Genomic DNA, 21,470 nt, shown 5'->3' on the forward strand with positions numbered 1-21,470 from the left:
TTACTCTTAGTATCAGTTAAAATCAACTAGTTGTCCGATTGATTAAATATTCCCAACTTTCTTTCATTTCATCAAAGTCAACTTCTCTTAAATCTTTTGCGTAAATAAATTGTTCATACGCCTTTGTAATGTTTGACATATGCTTCGTACTATAATAAGCATCCACTTCAGCAGCAAACGATTGCAACGTTTGTCCCTCTAGTCTTTTAAAGCCTTTCAACTCTAAAATTTTTAGCAATTGCAAATACATTGCTTCAAACGATGCTTCACTAAACTGTTTTTGTTTATTCATTCTTACATAAACCTTCGGAAGCCATTTACGACGAAGCTTGTAAAGCGAAAATGCGAAAAGAACTAGGACAATAAATACAAAAATAAGTACTACCTTATGCTCTTTAACAAAATCTACAAAAGTAGATAAAATGTTATTTTTTTCTGTTGTCTTTTGTTGTTCCTCTTCTTCCTCTTCAACTGTTTCATCAGGTTCAGTTTCTTCATCAACCGTTAATTCCTCTTGTTGGTAAGCATTTGTTTGCACATCATAATTAATAGTTCGAGTGTTATTAAAGCCAATTGTTGGTTCGAAGTTAATCCATCCTACATTCGGGATATATGCTTCTACCCATGAGTGTGCATCATTGTTTGTTACTTGAAATTCTTTCACTGCACCATCAGTATTAATAACATCTCCACCTGCAAATCCTTTTACCCATCGAGCAGGAATTCCTATTGAACGCAATAATACAACCATCGAAGTTGAAAAGTTATCGCAATAGCCAATTTTCGTTTCAAATAAAAACTGGTCGACATAGTCTTGGTCTTCAGCGGGAACTGCTACATTATCCGTCGAATATCGAAATCCATTTTGTCTAAAGTACATTTCAATTGCTCGAGCTTTATCGTACGGCGTTTCTTCCCCCGCAACAATCTCTTCCGCTAAATCCCTTACTCTAGAAGGCAGCGTCTCTGGTAGCTGTAAATATCGTTCCTGAATAAACGGATTCATCTCTTCCGTTGGATTTTTCAGTTCACTATAAAGATAAACCGGTTTACTGTATTGAACTAAGTAATTATCTAAAGTAATAGTACTATTATTTACTTTCGGAATAAGTTTCTCCGAGTTATCATCCATATGAAGTTCAATACTTCCATCCGCTGTTCCATCAACCTCTATCGATTTTAAACCGTATGGTTGAATTATAAATTCAAATGGGTATAAGACTTGAATCGATGCACTTTGAGTCTCTTCTTCTGGTCCAACTGGCAAGGAGTGATAAATCGGTTCATTAGGAAGGTATACACTCGCTGTTCCTACAAAGTAATCCGATTTCTCCCACCCTTTTGAAGTATAAATATCCTTCGTTTCTACACGCCAATATTGTTTTGTTTCAGCTTGTGCAAGAAATACAACAGTATCATCTGCTATAAAAGAGCCTCCAAGCCTACTATCATTTTCTCCATAGCCAACCTTCGAAACACCATCCCGGTTGTCGATTTCCTCACCCTGACCAGCAGCAGATTTAATAAATGGAACCGGGTCAGGCCATTGAGGAGGAGATTTAGGTAATAAAATCGCAACAATCCCCGAAAGTCCTATTAAAAACACAATAGGCATTACGAGTTTTATATATTTAAACCAGGCAATATGAACATTCGATTGTGAAAGAAGCCGTTTAATAAATAAAATAGAAGTCATCATTAAACCGAGCAATACAATTTTTATAATGGCATTTGAGCCATCATATTCAGTAAATGTATCGAGGGTCGCAATGAAAAATACAGTAAGTACAATGAAATAAAAAATCGTCATTCGAACCGTTATCCAATGATGAATTAAATAAATTAACATCCATATTAAAATAAAAAACAGTAATGTCCGGAATGGATCTGTTACATGCACCCAATCGGATTGGATAATGATGGCGCTATTTGTTTTAAAAATATCTAATAAAAAGAGAAAACCATCTACCGATAAAATAGATTGTCCACTATAAACAAAAACTATAAACCATGACATATACACAAGTTTAATAACCCACGAGATAGAATAGTGTACTTTAAATAAATTAAGCACAAGATTGATAGCAATGAAAAGGAGGATTAAACTTGTATATCCTGTTCCAGTCAACTCCATAATAGGAACAAGCCACTCTCGTAAAATAAAGAAAACGACAACATAATAAAGCGCTAATTCTAATCGTTTAAAATTATTTTTTTTCACGGCTTCATCACCTCCGTGAATACCTTTTCGAAGTTCGTCTTCGATATTGGGATAACCTTCACAGTTGGCAGTTTAATTCGAGATTCTAATAATTTGTCTTTTTGATCCGTAATAACAAGGCAAATGATTCCTTGTGTCAACTTTGTACTATTTACTAAAAAACGCTCCACCGATTCAGAAAGCTCTCCGGTAATTAGAGTTATTGTTGCAGAATTGTTTAATCCAATTTCATTAGCAAGAAACGAATCCAATGACTTTTTTGCATCAGGTTTTACAATCGCGAGATGCTGCATTACTTTTTCCATCTGATTTTGGGTTTTGATTTTTTGAAAGTATTGGTAGTTTTCCCCTGTGGAAAGAAATGAAATATCACCATGACTTTTTATAACACTTTGCAAAATTGATGCAGCTAAATCAACACTATATTCAAAATTTATATTAGATGATTGGTCAATTATAAGAAAAAGTTCTTGAGATTGACGATCTTCAAACTCTTTTGTACGTAATGTTTCATTTTTCGCAAATGATTTCCAATGAATCCATGAATATTTATCACCCGATTGATATTCCCTAACACCAGTTACTAACGAAGCATCCTTCACCATTGTATATGGCGATGGAACCCCGCCATGCTCAAATTGCATGTTCAAAGGTTTGTATTTCAATTCGGAAATTCGGGGATAAACAACAACCGTCTTATCCTCTTCTATAAATTTCGTCCGTAAAGTCCATCCAAAAAAATCTGTAAAAGTTAATTTTAGTCCACTGAATTGCAAATGCCCGCGCCCTACGTTTTGAAAATTATATGTCCACTCAAATTTCCTTTTCCATCCTACAAAAAATATTTGATTTGATAGTTCAATAAACTGATCATGTTCATTATTTAGCGTTCCCATTTCTTTAACGGTCAAAAAGATTAGAGGAAACCATGTTTTATTTTTAAAGCGAACCGTGACCCTAGCATTATCACCGCGTTGAAGTTTCGAAGGCTCAATTTCCCTCTGAAATTCCACTACTTGAATTGGGGCAAATATTAGTAATAATGAATAAATCAAAAACGGGGCAATTGTGTAAAAAATAAACCAGCTAACAAACCCTCCCTGGAACATCGCATAACTAAAGGTAATGACAATAAGTAAAATAATGACGACAAGGCGTCCCCCATCGCCTAATACCCCTTTTATTTTATTCATTTTTCAGCATACCTTTTAATTGGAATAACTGCATTCGAGAGAATACGGTCTACGATACCTTCTACAGTAACACCCTCATATCTCGCTTCAGGTTTTAAAATAATGCGATGTCCGAAAACATATGGAGCTAAATATTGTACATCATCTGGTTTCACAAAATCCCGATCTTTCATTTTTGCATATGCTTGGCATGCTTTCATTAATGCGATCGAAGCACGTGGACTTACCCCAAGATAAATCTCACTCACCTTTCTTGTTGCCCTAGCCAACTGCACAATATAGCTTTTGATTGAATCATCTACATAAACATTGAGCACTTCTTCTTGCAGTTCTATAAGCTCTTCTATAGAAATTACAGGTGAAAGTTGTGTAATTGGTTCTGTTTTTTCAGCTCTACGCAGCACTTCAATTTCCTCTTGAGCAGTTGGATAACCCATCTTTATTTTTAATAAAAATCGGTCGAGCTGCGCTTCTGGCAAAGGATAAGTCCCTTCATATTCAATCGGATTTTGAGTGGCCATTACAAAAAAAGGTTTTGGAATCTGTAATGTTTCCCCATCGACTGTTACCGAAGATTCCTCCATACTTTCAAGCAATGCTGATTGCGTTTTAGGGGATGTCCGATTAATTTCATCAGCTAAAATGATATTCCCTACTATCGGTCCAGGTCTAAATTCAAACTGAAGCGTTTTCGGATTGTATATAGAAACACCTAGTACATCAGATGGAAGTAAATCAGGAGTAAATTGGATTCGTTTAAACTCTGCACTTACAGACTTTGCTAAAGCCCTTACCATCATCGTCTTCCCTACCCCAGGCACATCTTCTAGTAAGACATGACCTCCTGAAAGCAGCGCAACTACACTTAATTCTGCAACCTCTCGTTTTCCAATCATTACTTTTTCTATATTTTCTATAATTCCTTCGATTTGTTTATGCATTCAGTCACAACCTCCCAAACTATAGCGATAATAGTCAGAATATACACAAAATATAACTACAGCATAAACGAAATGTTATTCATAATACAACTAATTGTCATTAGCTATGTATAAAATTTACAAAAAAATAGATTGATTCAACATGTATTGAATCAATCTATTCAATCAATTATTCAGCAATTAACTTTTATTTTATATAGAAGTTCGGTAAGTGCTATTTCGTGATATTTTACTTCTAGCAGTTGTTATTTTAACAGAGTGTTCCAGCAGACTGTTGCAAACCTCTGCTACCGAATCTCCATCAAACTGCAACCCCTTTACAACCAAATTATTTGAATTACTTCTTACTACCTTTTGTTGATTTTGATTGTTATTTTGCTGCGTCTTTTTTTGTTTTCGTTCATTTTTACGTTTAGAAGACTGTTGAAAAGCTCCTTCTTCCATTGCACGATAAAATAATTCATTCGATTGTAAATACTGCTTTGAATTTCTAAAAATACTGCTTGGTGTTGATTGAACTCTTGTCGTTTTCAATTAGCACTTACCTCCCTTCCTTATATCTTTTTTCCTATATTATTTTTTATTATCGGCAATAAAAATTAAAATTTAAGACATGTTAACTATTTCCGTTTACTTTATTTTACAACAAAAAATAGTGTAGATAAAGTCTTAAGCCCTTTATCTACACTATATGAAAAATCATTCCCAAAAATGATCAAAAATCGTAATCGGTAAATGACGTTTATGTTGAGATTTTAAATAATGACCTTCGATTATTTCTCTAGCTTCCTGCGGAACTTCTTTACCTTCTAAATAATCATCAATCACTTCATACGTTACACCCAATGCCGCTTCATCAGGAAGGGCAGGTCTTTCCTCTTCCAAATCTGCAGTAGGTGTTTTTAAATATAAATGCTCCGGACAATTTAAATGGGCTAAAATTTGTTTTCCTTGGCGTTTGTTAAGTCGGAAAATAGGAGTTAAATCAACCCCGCCATCCCCGTATTTCGTATAAAATCCAGTAACCGCTTCTGCAGCATGGTCTGTTCCAACTACAACTCCACCATGCATTGCTGCAATAGAATATTGAACTTTCATTCGTTCACGGGCTTTCTCATTGCCTTTTGCAAAATCACTTAAGCGGACTCCTGCATCCGCTAATGATTGAACACTAGCATCAACAGCATTCTTAATATTAATTGTAAAGACCTTTGTTGGCTGAATAAATGCGATTGCATCCTGGCAATCCTGCTCATCCGCCTGCACTCCATACGGAAGTCGTACCGCAAATGTAGAATATTTTTGTTCTCCAGCCTCTTCATTTAATTCATCAACTGCAATCTGCACCAGCTTTCCAGTTAGTGTTGAATCCTGTCCGCCACTTACTGCAATAACAAATGCTTTTAAGAAAGAATGTCTTTTTGCATATTTCTTTAAAAAATCAACTGATTTACGAACTTCTTCTTCTGGATTAATTTCTGGCAAAACTTTCAATTCTTCTATTATTTGTTTTTGCAAGTCTCCCACTAATCATCACTCCTTTAAAGATTTTCAATATCATGAACCATATTTCGAACCTCTTGAATATTTTTCATCTTGTTATCCCAACATTTTTGGCTCAAATCAACTGGATATTCCTCAGGATTTAATGAACGTTTATATTCATCCCATAATAACTCTAAATTATCAAATGCATATTGCCGCATTTCATTTACCGAAGGGCTTTCGTATATAATTTCACCTTCGTCAATTACTTTATGGTGCAGTTCCTTTGCCTCAAAGTTCGTTACAAATTTTGAAATAAACGTATGAACAGGGTGGAACATTTTAATTCGTTCTTCTTCATGTATATTTTCATCTGACATGGCAATATAATCGCCTTCTGCTTTCCCATTTTCACGGTTAATTATTCGATACAATTTTTTCAACCCCGGTGTAGACACCTTTTCAGCATTTGCTGTAATTTTAATCGTATCTTCCATTTCACCGTTTTCATTTTCAATGGAAACCATTTTGTAAACTGCGCCTAAAGCAGGTTGATCATAAGCAGTAATTAACTTTGTTCCAATGCCCCAAGAGTCAACCTTTGCACCCTGGGCTTTTAGGTTTAAAATGGTATATTCATCTAAATCATTTGATACGATAATTTTTGCGTTTGTGAATCCAGCTTCATCTAACATGCGTCTTGCTTCTTTAGATAAAAATGCAATATCCCCACTATCCAATCGAATTCCGATGAAATTAATTTTATCTCCCAATTCCTTCGCAACTCGAATGGCTGTCGGAACACCAGACTTCAAAGTATTATACGTATCAACTAAAAATACACAATCTTTATGTCGTTTAGCATAAGAATGGAATGCATCATAATCGTTTTTATACGCTTGCACTAATGCATGAGCGTGTGTACCTGACACAGGAATATTAAAAATTTTGCCTGCACGCACATTGGAAGTTGAATCAAACCCTCCAATAATGGCAGCTCGCGCCCCCCAAATTGCAGCATCCATTTCCTGTGCTCTACGTGTTCCAAATTCCGCTGCGCTTTCATTCTTAATAATTTGTTTAATGCGGCTCGCTTTTGTTGCAATCAACGTTTGATAGTTCACGATATTTAATAGTGCTGTTTCGATTAACTGAGCTTCTACAAGCGGAGCTTCAATCCGTACGATTGGTTCGTTTGCAAAAACAAGCTCACCCTCCAGCATAGAATATACAGAACCAGTAAAACGGAGATTTTTTAAGTACTCTATAAAATCATCCTTATATCCAAGTTCTTCAGATAAATAAGCGATATCTGTATCAGAAAAACGGAAATTCCGTAAATATTGAAGCATACGTTCTAATCCTGCAAACACTGCATAACCATTTCCGAAAGGTAATTTTCTAAAATACAACTCAAAAATCGCCTTTCGGTTATGAATTCCATCTGCCCAATAGCTTTCTGCCATATTTATTTGGTATAAATCCGTGTGTAATGTTAAACTGTCATCAACATAATTCGATTTCATCTGATGCCCCTTCTTCCAGTTTCATAATTAGTCATAGTATACACTATTTAACATTAAACGAAATATTGATTTATACTCCATTCATTTCCTTCGCCACACCATTATATGTTACATTTTCTCACACAAAAATTCCAAGCAAAAAATTCCAGTTATTTTTTCAGAACAAATTTCCGTCATATGTTAACGCTACCATCTTATTTAATACTAGATTTTTAGAAAATCACATTATTTCACGTTATATTTCCTAACATAAATTTTAAATTATCTATTGATTTTTTTCTTTAAAGCTATTATCATGTTAGATGTAATAACACATAAAAATAATGGGTAAGACGAATTAACTCCTATCAGGGTTAGAAGTATACTTAGCCATCTTCTAACTCTCCCTTCTTCTTAATGTGTTATTATCTCCTCTTTGTAGATTACTAGTCTTGTTCCCCTTAGCAAGCTAGTTATCAATATAACCTTTAAGCTAACTCGTGCCCCCAAATTTTTGCGAGTTAGCTTTTTTCTGTCCTCTGAAATTATTTCTTTAATATAGAAGGAAGCATTGCAAGTATAATAATTTTATAAATCTTCGACAAACTAAATTACATATTACGCAAGAAGCTAAGCACAAAAACTTACTTGCAGATAACTTATATACTAATTCGTTTTTCAATATTTTATCTTCAAACTTAACAATAATCGTTATAATAGGTTTAAAAAGCCATTTAATTATTCTAGGAGTAAAATATGACACAACCTAATGAAACAGCAATTAAGTTTGAAAATGTTTGTTATGAAGTTGATCAGCTATCGATTTTGAATAATATTACGGGGGTATTTTATAAAGGCAAAATTACAACACTCGTCGGCCCATCTGGTGCTGGGAAAACAACATTATTAAAAATGTGCAACGGCTTAATTTCCCCAACAGAAGGTGAACTTTTTATCCAAAACCAGCCAATAACTTCTTTTGAGCCAACATCTCTTCGAAAAAGTGTCGGCATCGTTTTGCAAAGTGCACCAATTATTAGAGGTACCGTTTATGACAACCTCGCTTTGCCATTTAAGCTGCAAAACAAAAAATTCACAGAGGCAGACGCATTCAACTCATTGGAAGGAGTTGGCCTTAATAGCAGCCTCTTATATAGAAAAGCTTCAGATTTATCAGGTGGTCAGCGCCAGAAATTATCAATCGCAAGGACACTTATTAATCGACCGCAAATTTTGTTGCTAGATGAAATTACATCTGCACTTGACCCTACATCTGTACATGAGATAGAACAGCTCATTTTAAAAATTAACAAAAAATATAATGCAACAATCATTTGGATTACTCACAATATCGATCAAGCTAAACGGCTCGGCGATTTTACTTGGATTATGATGGAGGGGCAATTATTGGAAAGTGGTGAAAGCAGTATTTTAAGTAATTCATCAAACGAACTGGTTCATCAATTTGCTGTTGGGGGGGAAAAGGAATGACTTATACTGCATTATCTTTAACATTAATATTTGTACTTATCCCCCTAATCCTTTCAAAATCTTTAAAATTAGGTCTTGAAAAAGATACAGTTATTGCAACTGTTCGTTCCGTTATTCAATTACTTGCTGTAGGTTATGTATTAAAATTTGTTTTTGAGGCAAATAGTAATATTTATATACTGCTAATGATTGCATTAATAATTATTGCTGCAACGTTAAATGCTAGAAAAAAAGGGAAAGCTATTAAAGGGATAACATGGAAAATAGCAGTTACTTTCATTATGATTGAGGTAGTGACCCAAGGTATTTTACTCGGTCTTAATATTGTTCCCGCTACTGCACAATATATTATTCCAATCAGCGGGATGTTAATCGGGAATTCCATGGTATTATCTATACTATTTTTAAATCGTTTCTCTGCAGAAATTGAAACAAGCCGCGATGAAATTGAATTAATCTTGTCACTTGGAGGAACACCAAAGCAAGCAATTCAAAAGCAGCTGACTGATTCAATAAGAGCAAGTATGATTCCCACAATAGAAAGTCAAAAAACAATCGGCCTAGTTCAATTACCCGGAATGATGAGCGGACAAATAATTGGGGGTGCAGATCCTATTCAAGCAGTTCAATTTCAACTTTTAATTATTTTCGGATTGTTAACAACAGCGACATTAACGAGCATTTTAATAGGTTTTTTAAGTTACCCTACATTATTTAATGAACGCATGCAAATACTAAGGAAAATATTATACTAATATTAGAATATTTAAACTATTTGAAATCACTTAATATTATTTTGTTCTGTGATATAATTATTTTCAAAAAAGAAAGAGGTACTAATTATGCCAGTATTACGCGATTTTTTCATCCACTTATCTGAAAACCAATTATTAAATAGTGCTGCTCAAAGGTACGGTCTAAAACTTGGTGCACAAAGTGTAGTTGCAGGAACAAATATTCCTGAAGTTATCGAAAGCATTAAAGAATTAAACAGACATGGAATTTCTTGTACAGTTGATAACTTAGGTGAGTTCGTTTATGAAAAATCTGAGGCTACAAAAGCAAAAAATCAGATTTTAGATGTAATCGAAGCTATTCATGAACATGGTGTAGATGCACACATTTCTGTAAAACCCTCTCAACTTGGTTTAGACATTGACTATGATTTTTGCTTTGACAACTTAATGGAAATCGTAGGAAAAGCACACGAATACAATATGCATGTCAACCTAGACCAAGAAACTCTTGACCGTCTTCAACCTACATTTGATTTGATGGAAAAAATATCTGAAACTTATGACAATGTTGGTACTGTTATTCAAGCTTACTTCTTCAACGCAAAAGAAAACATTGAAAAATACAAAGACTACCGTCTTCGCATTGTAAAAGGTGCCTATAAAGAGCCTGCAAATGTAGCTTACCAAGATAAAAATGATATTGATTTAAACTTTATTGAATTAATCGAATATCACTTATTACATGGTAAATTTACTTCAATCGCAACTCATGACCATAACGTTATTAACCACGTAAAACAATTTGTTAAGGAAAACAACATTCCAAATGACAAATTTGAAATCCAAATGTTATACGGATTCCGTAAAGAAATGCAATTAGAGCTTGCAAAAGAAGGTTACAACTTCTGTACTTATGTACCATTCGGTAATGACTGGTATGGTTATTTCATGCGTCGTTTAGCTGAACGTCCGCAAAACGTAAAACTTGTTACAAAACAAGTATTCACTAAGAAAACAAACACAGTTATCGGTTTAACTGCTGCTGCGTTCTTACTAGGTCGTTTAACTAAAAAAAATCGATAAGATAAAAATAAAGGATGACAATCTTGTTAAATAGATTGTCATCCTTTTTGTATGGGTATTAATATGTCTCCAATTTTAAAGCAGTACTATTATTTATTCCATCCCTTTTCTCTAAAACGGGAGATGGCTTCTATACGATTTCCTGCTCCGAGTTTATCAAGTATTGTGGAGATATAATTTCGTACAGTTCCTGCAGACAGGAATAGTTCTGCAGCAATTTCCTTTGTTGTTTTTCCCTCAGCAACTAGTTCTAAAACTTGGCTTTCTCTCTCTGTTAAAGGATTTTCACTGTCATCCTCATAAACAAAGTCCACTAACTCTGGAGCATAAATTCTACGTCCATCCATAATTACACGAATTGAATGAACCAACTCTTCAATTGGGCTATCTTTCAATAAATAACCACGCACACCAGCTTTTCTTGCACGCTCAAAATATCCTGGTCTTGCAAATGTTGTTAAGATAATAATTTTACAATCCTTTTGCTCAACTAATTCTTCAGCAGCGTCCAATCCAGTTTTAACAGGCATTTCAATATCCAAAATACAAATATCAGGCTTTAGCTCTTGCACTAGCGCAATCGCTTCTTCACCATTCTTTGCAAGCCCTACAACTTCCATATCTTCTTCCATACTAAGCAGTGACTTCATCGCTCCGAGCAACATGCCTTGATCTTCTGCTATAACTATTCGAATCATTTCACTTACTTCCTTTCTGGTGTGTTATGGCTAATGGCACACGAATAATAAGTTTTACTCCTTTTTTATTCTCAACAGTTAGTGATCCATTGATAAACTCCAAACGTTCTTGCATTCCTTTTAAACCATTTCCAACATTCAGCTTTTCTTTTAGACCTTTCCCGTTATCTAAAACAGTTAACATTACTTCATTATCATTTCGTTCTATTGTTATTTTACAATTTTTTGCTCCACTGTGCTTTACAACATTCGTAATCGCTTCTTTTAAGCACATACTCAATACATTTTCTGCTAAAACAGGGATATTTAACGATTCGGTATCACCAATAATTTCATAATCTATTTGTGCAGCCTTTAATATTTCTTCGACTCTTATAAGCTCTTCATTCAGTTTCACTGCACGCATATGTGAGACAAGTTCTCGAACTTCCTTTAATGCTATACTTGCAGTGTGGCGAATATCTCTAATTTCTTGAATAGCTTGCCCCGGGTTTTTTGTAACGAGTCGACTAGCTAAATCACTTTTCAACCCAATCATTGAAAGCTTTTGTCCTAACGTATCATGCAAATCTCTTGCGATTCGTTGACGTTCCTCATGAATTATTAGTTCTGCAATTCTTTCTTTTGCCGTTTCAAGCTGCCCCACTAGGTTCTCCTGCTTATTTTTACTGTATAAGGTGAACGGCAGGAGCACAACGCCAATTACTGTAATAATAATAAAAGGTGTTTCTGAAAGGAATAATTCCAAATTTATAAAGTATCCAGCTACAATGGAAAGCACTGTAAACCCGATATGCAGGCCATACATAATATAAAACCCAACTGTATTTCTAATATTGCCAATAAAGAAAGCAGTAAATAATGAAAGATAAACATACCCAAACATTAATGTCATGGCTATGTTTAATACCATCTCAAAGCTTACCCACATATATACAAGTCCGTTTTTCGATTTGGAAGAGAAACGATGCGATAGAAAATAAAGTAATATTAAAACAATACCAATTGTAATTTGAATAAATGAATAAGATCGAATAATGAAGTAGAATGGCAGTATACAAAAAATAATCCAAACATAAATGCTTACCCACCGGTTTTTCGGTAATGTTGTGTACCAGCTTTGCATGATTTTCCCCACAGTTTCCTTAGTTTTTCTTTAGTATATCAAAAATCGATGTTACTTATAGAATCTCACCTATAAGAAGAACGTCATTACATCTTCTAAATTAAGAATGCCCCTTAAGTATTAATACTCTCGGGACATTTTTTACTAACGTATAAGATTTCTTTAAGAGTGTCTAGTTTAAGTGTTTCTTCCCTTAAGACTCCTTCAACAAGGCAATAAAGGACATTCACTTGAATAAGCTCTTGCAGTTCACTTAAAGTGAGTAGTATCGGGTAGACAAGCGGTGCTATCGTTTAGCAAAAATGAGCTACAAGGTGCTAGCACGTTTCTTCACTTGAATGGCTTTATTATTTAAACGTAAGCTTTGTTCGACCTCTTTAAATGAGATGAACTTCTTATTTTTAGGATCATATAATTTATAACGGATCGATTCAACACTAGTTTTTAATGTAATCGTTGTTGCTCGCTGCAATGGAGTAATTGAATCATGCGCAGCTTCTAAATTATAGTTTGGCACTCTTGGCGCTAGGTGATGGACATGGTGGAAACCAATATTCCCTGTTATCCATTGCAATAGTTTTGGTAATTTATAATACGAACTTCCTTCTACTGCAGCTTTAACATAATCCCATTCATCATTGTACTCAAAATACGAATCTTCGTACGTATGTTGAATGTAAAATAACCAAATACCCAGTGATCCAGCAATAAATAGTGTTAGTCCGTGTACTAGCAAGAACGTCTGCCATCCGAAGATTAAGATAAGCGTTACGCAGGCTACAAGTAATATGCCATTAGCAAAGTACGTATTTAAACGTTCCTTCTTCTTCGCATCTTTGCGATTTAGGCGATTTAACACTAATACCATGTATAGCGGCCCTAATCCAAACATGACAAGTGGATTTCGGTATAAACGATACCCTAAACGCTCAAGCTTTGATTTTTTCAAATATTCATCAACTGTTAACATATCAATATCACCGATACCCCGCTTATCGAGGTTTGAACTTGTAGCATGGTGAATCGAGTGTTCCCTCTTCCATTTTTCATATGGGAATGAAGTTAAAATCCCTGTAATATTCCCAACTAAATCATTTGCTTTCTTACTTTTAAAAAACGAACCATGTGTACAGTCATGAAAAATAATAAAAGTACGAACAACAAAACCTGAGGCAAGGATACTGCAAACCACAGTAAACCAAGGTGAATATTGCAGTAAATAATAACCTGCTCCCCAAATAAAAAGAAGTGGAAGAATTGTATTTATTATTTGAAAGATACTTTTTTTCATCTCAGATTTTGCAAATGAAGCAACATCTTTACGTAATTTTTTTGTTTTTTCAGCATCGGTCATAGCCAATTTAACTACCCTCTTTCCCGAATATCATTAGTTTAATCTTAAAGAAAGAAGCAATTGCGGGATAGAAGCAAACATCATATATTAATGATTACAAATGTCATATGACGGGGTAATTAATTTGCATAAAAAAACTATCCTAAAAATAGTATTTAGGATAGTTCTTAACTATTAATTTTCCTTAGGATTTACTGGACCTTTTAGGTCAAGTTGTAAAAAAACTAGGTCTAGCCAACGACCAAATTTATAGCCCGAATTTTTAATTGTTCCTGTGTAATAAAATCCTAGTTTCTCGTGGGAAAGAATACTGCCTTTATTTTCTGCATCAATGCATGCCACCATTGTTTTTACTTCACGTCTTTCGGCTTCTGCAATTAAATGTTTCATTAATTTCGTTCCGATTCCTTTTCGATGATGGTCTTTATGAACATAAACCGAATGCTCAATAGTATATTTGTAGGCAGGGTATGCACGAAACGGACCGAATGTAGCAAAACCAACTACCTCCCCATTCTCTTCATATACAAAGAGCGGATCATCATTGTCTTTTTTTACTGAAAACCATTGTTCACGCTGCTCTATAGTTTCTGGCTCATATTTATAAATAGCTGTGGTTGTTAAAATTGCATCATTATAGATTTCATTTACTATCGCTAAATCTTCTTTAGTCATTGGTCTAATCATTTAAAAATCCCCTTCTTCTAGCTTTTATTCTCGCATTCACTTAAGCGTTTAATAATTTTTGATAATAGTAAAGTGCGTTCAACTAATGACGGTATTTCAAGATACTCATCCTCGCTATGGGCATTTCCTCCAATTGGCCCTAAACCATCAATTGTTGGAACTCCTACATTGGAAGTGAAGGAAGCATCTGAATTACCGCCTGTAGAAACATCCGTTATTTGCAGTCCAAGTTCCTCACATACCTCTTGAATCATTTTTAATAGCTTTACCGTTCCTTCATTTTTTACCATAGGGGAACGATTAATCCCACCTTCTAACTCAATGATGGCACCCGGCACATCTGCTTTTTTACAAATCTCCCTAATTTCTTGATCAATAGTTAACCCCTGCTCCAATTTATCGATTCGAATATCAATAACTGCTTCTGCGTAAGGACAAATAACATTAGCTGATTCTCCACCCTTTACTATTCCTACATTAACATTAATTCCTTCTTGAATTCGATTTAATTTTTGTAATTTTATAATTTTATGAGAAATTTCCTCTATTGCACTAATCCCGTCCTCTGGTGCTATACCTGCGTGTGCTGCTTTTCCATAAATTTTTAAATCATAATGACCGCCGCCTCTTCTAGCACTTACAAAGGAGCCATCAGGACGAGCAGGTTCCATTATTAATGCATACTGTTTTCCGAGGGCAATATTTTCAATCAATACATGCGAGGTGGTGGAGCCAATCTCTTCATCACTATTATAAATAATATGAACATTTTTATATGCTTCTTCACAGCCGCTTTCAATTAAAGCCTTTAATGCATAGAGAAGTGTTACATGACTTCCTTTCATATCAATTACGCCGGGGCCATATGCTCTTGAGCCGCGAATCTTAAATGGCCTTTCTTTTACTGTTCCCTCTTTAAAAACAGTATCTAAATGCCCCAATATAATAATCTTTGGTGATGTTGCATCCTTATGGCGTATCAGTAAATGATTCCCTACATCCGTTTGCTCTACAATATCTACTTTAAAATTTAATAATTTATATTCATTACTTAGAATTTTTCCAACTGTATCTACACCCTTTTTATAGTGGCTCCCGGAATCTTTGTTAACAAGCCTTTCAAGCATAAATAACATTTCCTGTTCTTTAGACTGCAAATAGTCAATCAAAAGATCATTTCCTTTCTATTAAGAGCTTTCTAGTTTGCTAAAGGATAGAAACATGCCACTTCATGCCCTTGTTCATGTTCAACTAATTCAGGCGACTCCATTTTACATTTCTCAGTTGCAAATGGACAGCGTGTATGGAAACGACAGCCAGAAGGCAGATGCACATTACTCGGAACATCGCCTTCTAATATAATTCTCTTTCGAACATCTCTTATTGTAGGATCTGGCAGCGGTACTGCTGAGACTAAGCTTACTGTATAAGGGTGCAAAGGCTTTTCAAATAATTGATCTCTTGTTGTAATTTCAACTATTTTTCCTAAGTACATAACTGCAATTCTATCACTTATATATTTTACTGCTGGTAAACCATGAGCAATAAAAATAAATGTTAATTGATAATCCTTTTGAAGTTTCATTAATAAATTTAAAATTTGCGCTTGAATTGAAACGTCCAAGGCAGAAATTGGTTCATCACAGATGACAAGTTTTGGTCTTAATGCAATGGCTCTGGCAATACCTATCCGTTGACGTTGACCACCACTAAATTCATGTGGATACCTATTTGCATAGGATTTATCAAGACCAACTGCTTCCATTAAGTTATGGACGTCTTGTTCAATTTCTTCCTTACTCTTATTTGTATGTGTCCTGATTGGTTCACTAATAATTTCCTTTACTTTCATTCTTGGATTCAAGGAGGAGAAGGGGTCTTGAAAAATCATTTGAATATCGCTGCGCAAACTTCTCATTTCTTCGGCTGTCAGGTCATCAAAATTCTTTCCGTCAAAGACAATTGTTCCTCCTGTTTTTTCAATCAAATGAATGAGCATATTTCCCGTAGTTGATTTTCCACACCCCGATTCCCCTACAATGCCTAAAGTTTCTCCTTCATATACTCGGAAGCTAATTTCGTCGACAGCTTTTAATAATTGAGTTTTAAAAAAACCTTCTTTTATTTCAAAGTATTTTTTTAATCCTTGAACATCCAACAAAATATTTTTTTGACTTTGCACATCCTTCATACTAAAGTCTCCCCCTCTTCTTCAACAAGCCAACAACGGACTTGTCTTCCCGAATCTAATTTCTTTAAGGAAGGATTTTCGTTTAAGCATTTTTGAGTAACGTAAGGACAGCGAGGGTTAAATCTACAGCCAATCGGCATTGAATTTGATGTAGGGACTGTTCCTTTAATCGATTGTAATACTTCGTTTTTTTCATAGAACTTTGGTGTACTATTTAAAAGCCCTTGTGTATACGGATGTTTTGGATCAGCAAAAATAGTAAAAACATCTGCAAATTCTACAATCTGCCCTGCATACATTACAGCAACAGAATCAGCCATTTCAGCTACAACACCTAAATCATGTGTAATTAAAATAATGGCAGTGTTATTTTCATCTTTTAGTTTTTTCATTAACTCTAATATTTGAGCTTGAATCGTTACATCTAATGCAGTAGTTGGTTCATCTGCGATTAATAGCTTCGGCTTGCAACTTAGTGCCATTGCTATCATTACACGCTGTCGCATTCCCCCACTTAATGTATGAGGGTAAGAGTAGTATACTTTTTCTGCTCTTGGAATGCCTACTCGTTTCAATAATTCAATGACGTTAACTTTCGCTTGTTTAGTATCTAATCCTTGATGCAGTTTAATCGCCTCAGCAATTTGATTGCCAATCGTAAAGAGTGGATTTAATGAGGTTAACGGTTCTTGAAAAATCATCGCAATATCATTGCCTCTTAATTTTCGATATTCTTTATCATTGATTTTGGTTAGATCAACTTGTTCCAATTCAATTTTTCCTTTTTCAATTACTCCTGGCTTTTCAATGAGTCCCATTATAGAAAGTGCAGTTACACTTTTTCCCGACCCCGACTCCCCAACAATCGCTAATGTTTCCCCCTTCTGCACTTGGAAAGAGACATCTTTTACAGATTGAACATATCCTGAATTCGTTTTAAATGAAGTATGCAATTGTTGTACATTTAAAACAACATTTGATTCACTCATAGAACCCCCTCCCTATCGTTCTGTTCTAGGATCTAATACATCCCGCAGCCAGTCGCCTAAAAAGATAATTCCAAGTACTGTCACAGTGATTGCTAACCCAGGCAATGTTGCAAGCCACCAACTCGTTGCCAAATAATCTCGTCCATCACTTAAAATTCCTCCCCATGAAACGGTAGGAGGTTGAATGCCTAACCCTAAAAAGCTAAGAGAGGCTTCTAAAATTATGGTAGAGGCTACACTTAGCGTTGAGATGACAATAAATGATGACATAACATTAGGTAATATATGGCGTACTATAATAAGTGAATTTTTGACACCAATCGTCCGAGCTGCTTTAACAAACTCTCTTTCCTTAACAGACAGCGTTTCTCCGCGCACAATTCTTGCATATGCAACCCAATTCGTAACGCCAATCACTATAATAAGTGTAGGTACACTTGGACCAAAAACAGCCAAAAACACAAGAGCAAATAAAATATTAGGAATTGCTAAAAATGAATCCACAAGCCGCATTAAGATCATGTCAACCCAGCCCCCATAAAACCCTGCGACTAATCCAACCAACATACCAATTATTCCTGCTAATACTACTGCAGAAATTCCAACAAGCAATGAAACACGGGAACCGTATATAATTCGACTTAAAATATCTCGTCCTAGATTATCTGTACCAAATAGATGACTAGGATCACCTCCCTCTATCCAGGAAGGTGGCTTTAACATTTTTGTTGGGTTTATAAGTGTAGGATCATATGGGGCTAGTATGGGAGCAAATATTGCAACGACTACAACTGCGACGAGAATAATAAAACCGACAATTCCAGTTTTACTTTTTAAAAGGGATTTTAATAGACTAATTGATAATTTTTGAGTATTCGGTGTTTCTGTTTTACTTCTAATTAGCGTCATAGCATCACCCCTTAATTATATTTAATACGCGGATCTAGAACACGATATAATATATCTGCTATTAAATTCATTAAGATTACTAATATCGCAATAACAAATACACTTGCCTGTACAATTGCCATATCTCTTGTATTGATAGCCTGAATTAATAATTGACCAAGGCCTGGCCAAGAAAAAACCGTTTCTGTCACTAGAGCTCCACCTACTAAAGTAGAGGTTTGAAGAGCGGTAATTGTTATAACAGGTATTAAAGAATTACGAAAAGCATGTTTATAAATGACAAGAAACTTACGCAAACCTTTGCTTTTTGCTGTTCGAATATAATCCTGACTTAAAATTTCAAGCATGCTGGATCGGATGAGTCTAGTCATCTCTGCAGCAATTCCAGTCCCAAGAGTGATAGCTGGTAAAATTAAATGCATCCATGAGCCCCTACCAGATACAGGCAACCATCCGAGGGTTACAGAAAACAATAAGATTAACATAATACCCAACCAAAAATTTGGCATTGCCTTCCCTAAAACAGAACCACCTGTTGCAAATAGATCGACAAATGAATTTCGTTTCGAAGCGGACCATACTCCCATTGGAATTGCAATAATAATAGCAACTACCATTGCACTAAGGGCAAGTTCGATAGTTGCAGGCAACCGCTCTAGTACAATGGGCAATGCATCAGAATTGTAGCGGAACGATTTGCCAAAGTCTCCTTGCAATAAGCCGCTTAAATAAGTTCCATACTGAACGATAAATGGTCTGTCTAAGCCTAAAGCTTCACGTAAATTTTCAATATCTTCTTGACTAGCATCCTCTGGCAATAGCAAGGCAACTGGATCTCCGGCTACAAAAACTAATGTAAAGACAATAAATGAAATAATTAATAATACTGGTATAAATTCCAACAACCGTTTTATTAAAAATTTAATCATGTTTCCCCCCCTTTATAAAAAAGCGTAAGCATTCTATAACCCTGAGTAGGCAAAACATGCCGCTGCACGATATACCTCACCTCGTATAAGTCTTAACAGCTGCAACGTCTCCTTCAAAAGAAGGCGCTATTTTTCTTTGTCAAAAGAGATGGCGACCTCGAGGGGCTTGCTGGCTTGCGCAAGATTGGCTTCAAAATTTATAACCTTTCTTATGAAGTAAGGAAAGGTCAGAGGCGTCCTCTACCTCTGACCTCTTATCGTTCGTTAATTTCTCGTTATTGTTGGAACATACAACATCTCATCAGAAGTTGGCGTAAAATTAATACGGTCGCTGACACCTGTATTAATTTTTTCAAGGTATAAATTGATATGAGGTACATCCTCTGCAACAATTTTCTGGATTTCTTGAATTTGTATTTCTCGGGTTGCAGGATCCATATTTACTTGAGAGTCTGCTAATAACTGGTCAATCTCTTCGTTTTTATAATCCGTATGTCCCTCCATACGAGTAGAACGATACCAGTCTACAGAATAAGCCCCATCATACATAGAGTTTCCTAATCCCAATAAATATGCATCCTTGTTTTCATTTGCATTACGCAGCTCAACAAAGTTACTCCATTCCATGAATTCTAGGTTAACTGTTATACCTACTTGAGCAAGCATACCGACGATTAACTCTGCTACTTCAGCATCTTGTAAATAACGCCCTTTCGGAGCATGCAGCGTCATTTCGAACCCATCCGAATATCCAGCTTCTTCAAGTAATTGTTTTGCCTTTTCCAAGTCATAGTTGTAAGTATCATACAAACTTGCTTCATGGCCAAAGTTTCCTGGTCCCACCATTGAAAGTGTTGGAATCCCAGCTCCTTGTAGAGCGAATTCAGTTAAAGTTCCATCATCTATTGCATAATCAATAGCTTGCCGCACTCGAACATCAGCAGTTGGATAGCTTTCTGTAGCACGGAGAACAATGAAAAGTGTTCGATTTGAAACTTCTTGTTTTAGCGATGTTCCTTCATTACTTTCTACACGTTCCCAATCAGCTGGAGGAATATTTGTTGCAATATCCACTCCTCCAGTCAATAGTTCCGAAACTCGTGTTGAATCTTCAGGGATAATACGGAATGTTACTTTATCCCATTCTCCCACTTTTCCCTGGAAGTAATCCTCGAATGGCTCCATAACAATTCGATCATCTCGAACCCACTCTACATATTTATAAGGCCCTGTACCAATAGGGTTCTCTAAGAAATAATCCCAGCCATTTTCTTCAATATATTTTTTTGGCAACATTCCCGAACCTAAACGTGACAGTCGGTGAATGATAGATGGTTCCGGGGCATGTGTAATAATTTGCACTGTATAATCATCAATAATTTTCACTTCTTTAATTTGCTTATAATTTGGATTTTCTTTCAATGTTTCATCAGTTGCTACACGTTCTAACGTGAACTTCACGTCTTCTGCCTTGAATTCATCTCCATTATGGAATTTAACACCTTGTTTTAATTTAACCTCAATTGTCATATCATCGAGAATTTCATAAGATTCGGCCAGCCAAGGCTGTAATTCATTGTTCTCATCGCGTTTAAATAAATAATCAAACATATTTTGATGTATAGATTCAGTCGATGTATTGTTATGGTTATGAATATCAAATCCTAGCATGTCAGATCCTATGGCAATCGTTAATTCCTTGCTTTCCCCATTAGAAGTTGTCCCAGTTTCCTTTGTGCCTTCCTCTGTTTCAGCGGACTGTTCATTCTCGGTTGATGAATTATTCGTACAAGCAGCTAATACGATCAAGACAAACATGAATGGCAAAAAACATATTATCTTTTTCACACATTTCCTCCCCTCAATAATTTTCTTGCTACATCTACAATTCTTTAACTCTGAGTTGTTTACTTAATATATTCTTATAAAAT

At 35.3% G+C, this 21,470-nt stretch carries 19 protein-coding genes; 3 read left to right on the top strand and 16 right to left on the bottom strand.

The window, feature by feature from the left end:
- Positions 1-22: 22 nt before the first annotated feature.
- The 6 genes from MKY04_RS19400 to MKY04_RS19425 form a co-directional block, all read right to left on the bottom strand.
- Entirely contained in the window at positions 23-2,221 is a 2,199-nt protein-coding gene (locus MKY04_RS19400) for a transglutaminase domain-containing protein (protein WP_346234988.1), read from the bottom strand.
- Positions 2,218-3,414, bottom strand: coding sequence for a DUF58 domain-containing protein (locus MKY04_RS19405; RefSeq protein WP_346234989.1), 1,197 nt, complete (start codon positions 3,412-3,414; stop codon positions 2,218-2,220). The genes MKY04_RS19400 and MKY04_RS19405 overlap by 4 nt, the downstream gene beginning before the upstream one ends.
- Positions 3,411-4,355, bottom strand: coding sequence for an AAA family ATPase (locus MKY04_RS19410; RefSeq protein WP_126295826.1), 945 nt, complete (start codon positions 4,353-4,355; stop codon positions 3,411-3,413). The genes MKY04_RS19405 and MKY04_RS19410 overlap by 4 nt, the downstream gene beginning before the upstream one ends.
- A 192-nt stretch (positions 4,356-4,547) precedes the next feature.
- Complete coding sequence (locus MKY04_RS19415; protein WP_126295825.1) at positions 4,548-4,889, bottom strand: hypothetical protein; 342 nt, start codon at positions 4,887-4,889, stop codon at positions 4,548-4,550.
- A 165-nt stretch (positions 4,890-5,054) separates the two neighbouring features.
- The gene (gene nadE / locus MKY04_RS19420) at positions 5,055-5,882 is read right to left on the bottom strand and encodes an ammonia-dependent NAD(+) synthetase (RefSeq protein ID WP_346234990.1); all 828 of its coding nucleotides are present in this window, start codon (positions 5,880-5,882) and stop codon (positions 5,055-5,057) included.
- A 14-nt stretch (positions 5,883-5,896) separates the two neighbouring features.
- Positions 5,897-7,366, bottom strand: a complete 1,470-nt coding sequence (locus tag MKY04_RS19425; protein WP_346234991.1) for a nicotinate phosphoribosyltransferase — start codon at positions 7,364-7,366, stop codon at positions 5,897-5,899.
- A 735-nt stretch (positions 7,367-8,101) separates the two neighbouring features.
- Between MKY04_RS19425 and MKY04_RS19430 the strand changes: the two genes are divergently transcribed.
- The 3 genes from MKY04_RS19430 (at position 8,102) to MKY04_RS19440 (ending at position 10,656) form a co-directional block, all read left to right on the top strand.
- Entirely contained in the window at positions 8,102-8,836 is a 735-nt protein-coding gene (locus MKY04_RS19430; protein WP_346234992.1) for a phosphate ABC transporter ATP-binding protein, read from the top strand.
- Positions 8,833-9,591 (top strand): ABC transporter permease, encoded by a 759-nt coding sequence (locus tag MKY04_RS19435; RefSeq protein WP_126295821.1) that lies wholly within the window; start codon positions 8,833-8,835, stop codon positions 9,589-9,591. The genes MKY04_RS19430 and MKY04_RS19435 overlap by 4 nt, the downstream gene beginning before the upstream one ends.
- Positions 9,592-9,678: 87 nt before the next feature.
- Positions 9,679-10,656, top strand: a complete 978-nt coding sequence (locus MKY04_RS19440; RefSeq protein WP_126295820.1) for a proline dehydrogenase family protein — start codon at positions 9,679-9,681, stop codon at positions 10,654-10,656.
- Between the two features lie 89 nt (positions 10,657-10,745).
- On the opposite strand, the gene MKY04_RS19445 is transcribed toward MKY04_RS19440, so the two are convergent.
- The 10 genes from MKY04_RS19445 to MKY04_RS19490 all read right to left on the bottom strand — a co-directional run bounded on the left by MKY04_RS19445 (position 10,746) and on the right by MKY04_RS19490 (position 21,387).
- Complete coding sequence (locus MKY04_RS19445) at positions 10,746-11,354, bottom strand: response regulator transcription factor (protein ID WP_126293738.1); 609 nt, start codon at positions 11,352-11,354, stop codon at positions 10,746-10,748.
- 1 nt (position 11,355) lies between these two features.
- Positions 11,356-12,480 carry a sensor histidine kinase gene (locus tag MKY04_RS19450; RefSeq protein ID WP_346234993.1) on the bottom strand — a complete coding sequence of 375 codons (1,125 nt, stop codon included), beginning with the start codon at positions 12,478-12,480 and terminating at the stop codon, positions 11,356-11,358.
- Between the two features lie 307 nt (positions 12,481-12,787).
- Entirely contained in the window at positions 12,788-13,834 is a 1,047-nt protein-coding gene (locus MKY04_RS19455) for a fatty acid desaturase (RefSeq protein ID WP_185807674.1), read from the bottom strand.
- Between the two features lie 174 nt (positions 13,835-14,008).
- The gene (locus MKY04_RS19460) at positions 14,009-14,521 is read right to left on the bottom strand and encodes an N-acetyltransferase family protein (RefSeq protein WP_346234994.1); all 513 of its coding nucleotides are present in this window, start codon (positions 14,519-14,521) and stop codon (positions 14,009-14,011) included.
- 17 nt (positions 14,522-14,538) lie between these two features.
- Entirely contained in the window at positions 14,539-15,690 is a 1,152-nt protein-coding gene (locus MKY04_RS19465; protein ID WP_346234995.1) for a M20 family metallopeptidase, read from the bottom strand.
- Between the two features lie 29 nt (positions 15,691-15,719).
- Positions 15,720-16,712: an oligopeptide/dipeptide ABC transporter ATP-binding protein gene (locus MKY04_RS19470; RefSeq protein WP_346234996.1), complete on the bottom strand. Its 993-nt coding sequence runs from the start codon at positions 16,710-16,712 to the stop codon at positions 15,720-15,722.
- The gene (locus MKY04_RS19475) at positions 16,709-17,701 is read right to left on the bottom strand and encodes an ABC transporter ATP-binding protein (RefSeq protein WP_126293743.1); all 993 of its coding nucleotides are present in this window, start codon (positions 17,699-17,701) and stop codon (positions 16,709-16,711) included. The genes MKY04_RS19470 and MKY04_RS19475 overlap by 4 nt, the downstream gene beginning before the upstream one ends.
- A 12-nt stretch (positions 17,702-17,713) precedes the next feature.
- The gene (locus tag MKY04_RS19480) at positions 17,714-18,610 is read right to left on the bottom strand and encodes an ABC transporter permease (RefSeq protein WP_126293744.1); all 897 of its coding nucleotides are present in this window, start codon (positions 18,608-18,610) and stop codon (positions 17,714-17,716) included.
- A gap of 11 nt (positions 18,611-18,621) precedes the next feature.
- Complete coding sequence (locus tag MKY04_RS19485; RefSeq protein WP_346234997.1) at positions 18,622-19,539, bottom strand: ABC transporter permease; 918 nt, start codon at positions 19,537-19,539, stop codon at positions 18,622-18,624.
- A gap of 264 nt (positions 19,540-19,803) precedes the next feature.
- Positions 19,804-21,387, bottom strand: coding sequence for an ABC transporter substrate-binding protein (locus tag MKY04_RS19490; RefSeq protein ID WP_346234998.1), 1,584 nt, complete (start codon positions 21,385-21,387; stop codon positions 19,804-19,806).
- Positions 21,388-21,470 lie beyond the last annotated feature (83 nt).

Origin of the sequence: Lysinibacillus telephonicus, assembly GCF_039654155.1 — a bacterium.
GTDB classification, from domain to species: Bacteria; Bacillota; Bacilli; order Bacillales_A; family Planococcaceae; genus Ureibacillus; species Ureibacillus telephonicus.

What these genes read in the sequence shown, in the direction of transcription:
- MKY04_RS19435 (WP_126295821.1), top strand. Translation starts at nt 8,833, where the DNA reads ATGACTTATACTGCATTATCTTTAACATTAATATTTGTACTTATCCCC.
- MKY04_RS19425 (WP_346234991.1), bottom strand. Translation starts at nt 7,366, where the DNA reads ATGAAATCGAATTATGTTGATGACAGTTTAACATTACACACGGATTTA.
- MKY04_RS19455 (WP_185807674.1), bottom strand. Translation starts at nt 13,834, where the DNA reads ATGACCGATGCTGAAAAAACAAAAAAATTACGTAAAGATGTTGCTTCA.
- MKY04_RS19480 (WP_126293744.1), bottom strand. Translation starts at nt 18,610, where the DNA reads ATGACGCTAATTAGAAGTAAAACAGAAACACCGAATACTCAAAAATTA.
- MKY04_RS19445 (WP_126293738.1), bottom strand. Translation starts at nt 11,354, where the DNA reads ATGATTCGAATAGTTATAGCAGAAGATCAAGGCATGTTGCTCGGAGCG.
- MKY04_RS19440 (WP_126295820.1), top strand. Translation starts at nt 9,679, where the DNA reads ATGCCAGTATTACGCGATTTTTTCATCCACTTATCTGAAAACCAATTA.
- MKY04_RS19430 (WP_346234992.1), top strand. Translation starts at nt 8,102, where the DNA reads ATGACACAACCTAATGAAACAGCAATTAAGTTTGAAAATGTTTGTTAT.
- MKY04_RS19405 (WP_346234989.1), bottom strand. Translation starts at nt 3,414, where the DNA reads ATGAATAAAATAAAAGGGGTATTAGGCGATGGGGGACGCCTTGTCGTC.
- MKY04_RS19475 (WP_126293743.1), bottom strand. Translation starts at nt 17,701, where the DNA reads ATGAGTGAATCAAATGTTGTTTTAAATGTACAACAATTGCATACTTCA.
- MKY04_RS19460 (WP_346234994.1), bottom strand. Translation starts at nt 14,521, where the DNA reads ATGATTAGACCAATGACTAAAGAAGATTTAGCGATAGTAAATGAAATC.
- MKY04_RS19410 (WP_126295826.1), bottom strand. Translation starts at nt 4,355, where the DNA reads ATGCATAAACAAATCGAAGGAATTATAGAAAATATAGAAAAAGTAATG.
- MKY04_RS19450 (WP_346234993.1), bottom strand. Translation starts at nt 12,480, where the DNA reads ATGCAAAGCTGGTACACAACATTACCGAAAAACCGGTGGGTAAGCATT.
- MKY04_RS19485 (WP_346234997.1), bottom strand. Translation starts at nt 19,539, where the DNA reads ATGATTAAATTTTTAATAAAACGGTTGTTGGAATTTATACCAGTATTA.
- MKY04_RS19470 (WP_346234996.1), bottom strand. Translation starts at nt 16,712, where the DNA reads ATGAAGGATGTGCAAAGTCAAAAAAATATTTTGTTGGATGTTCAAGGA.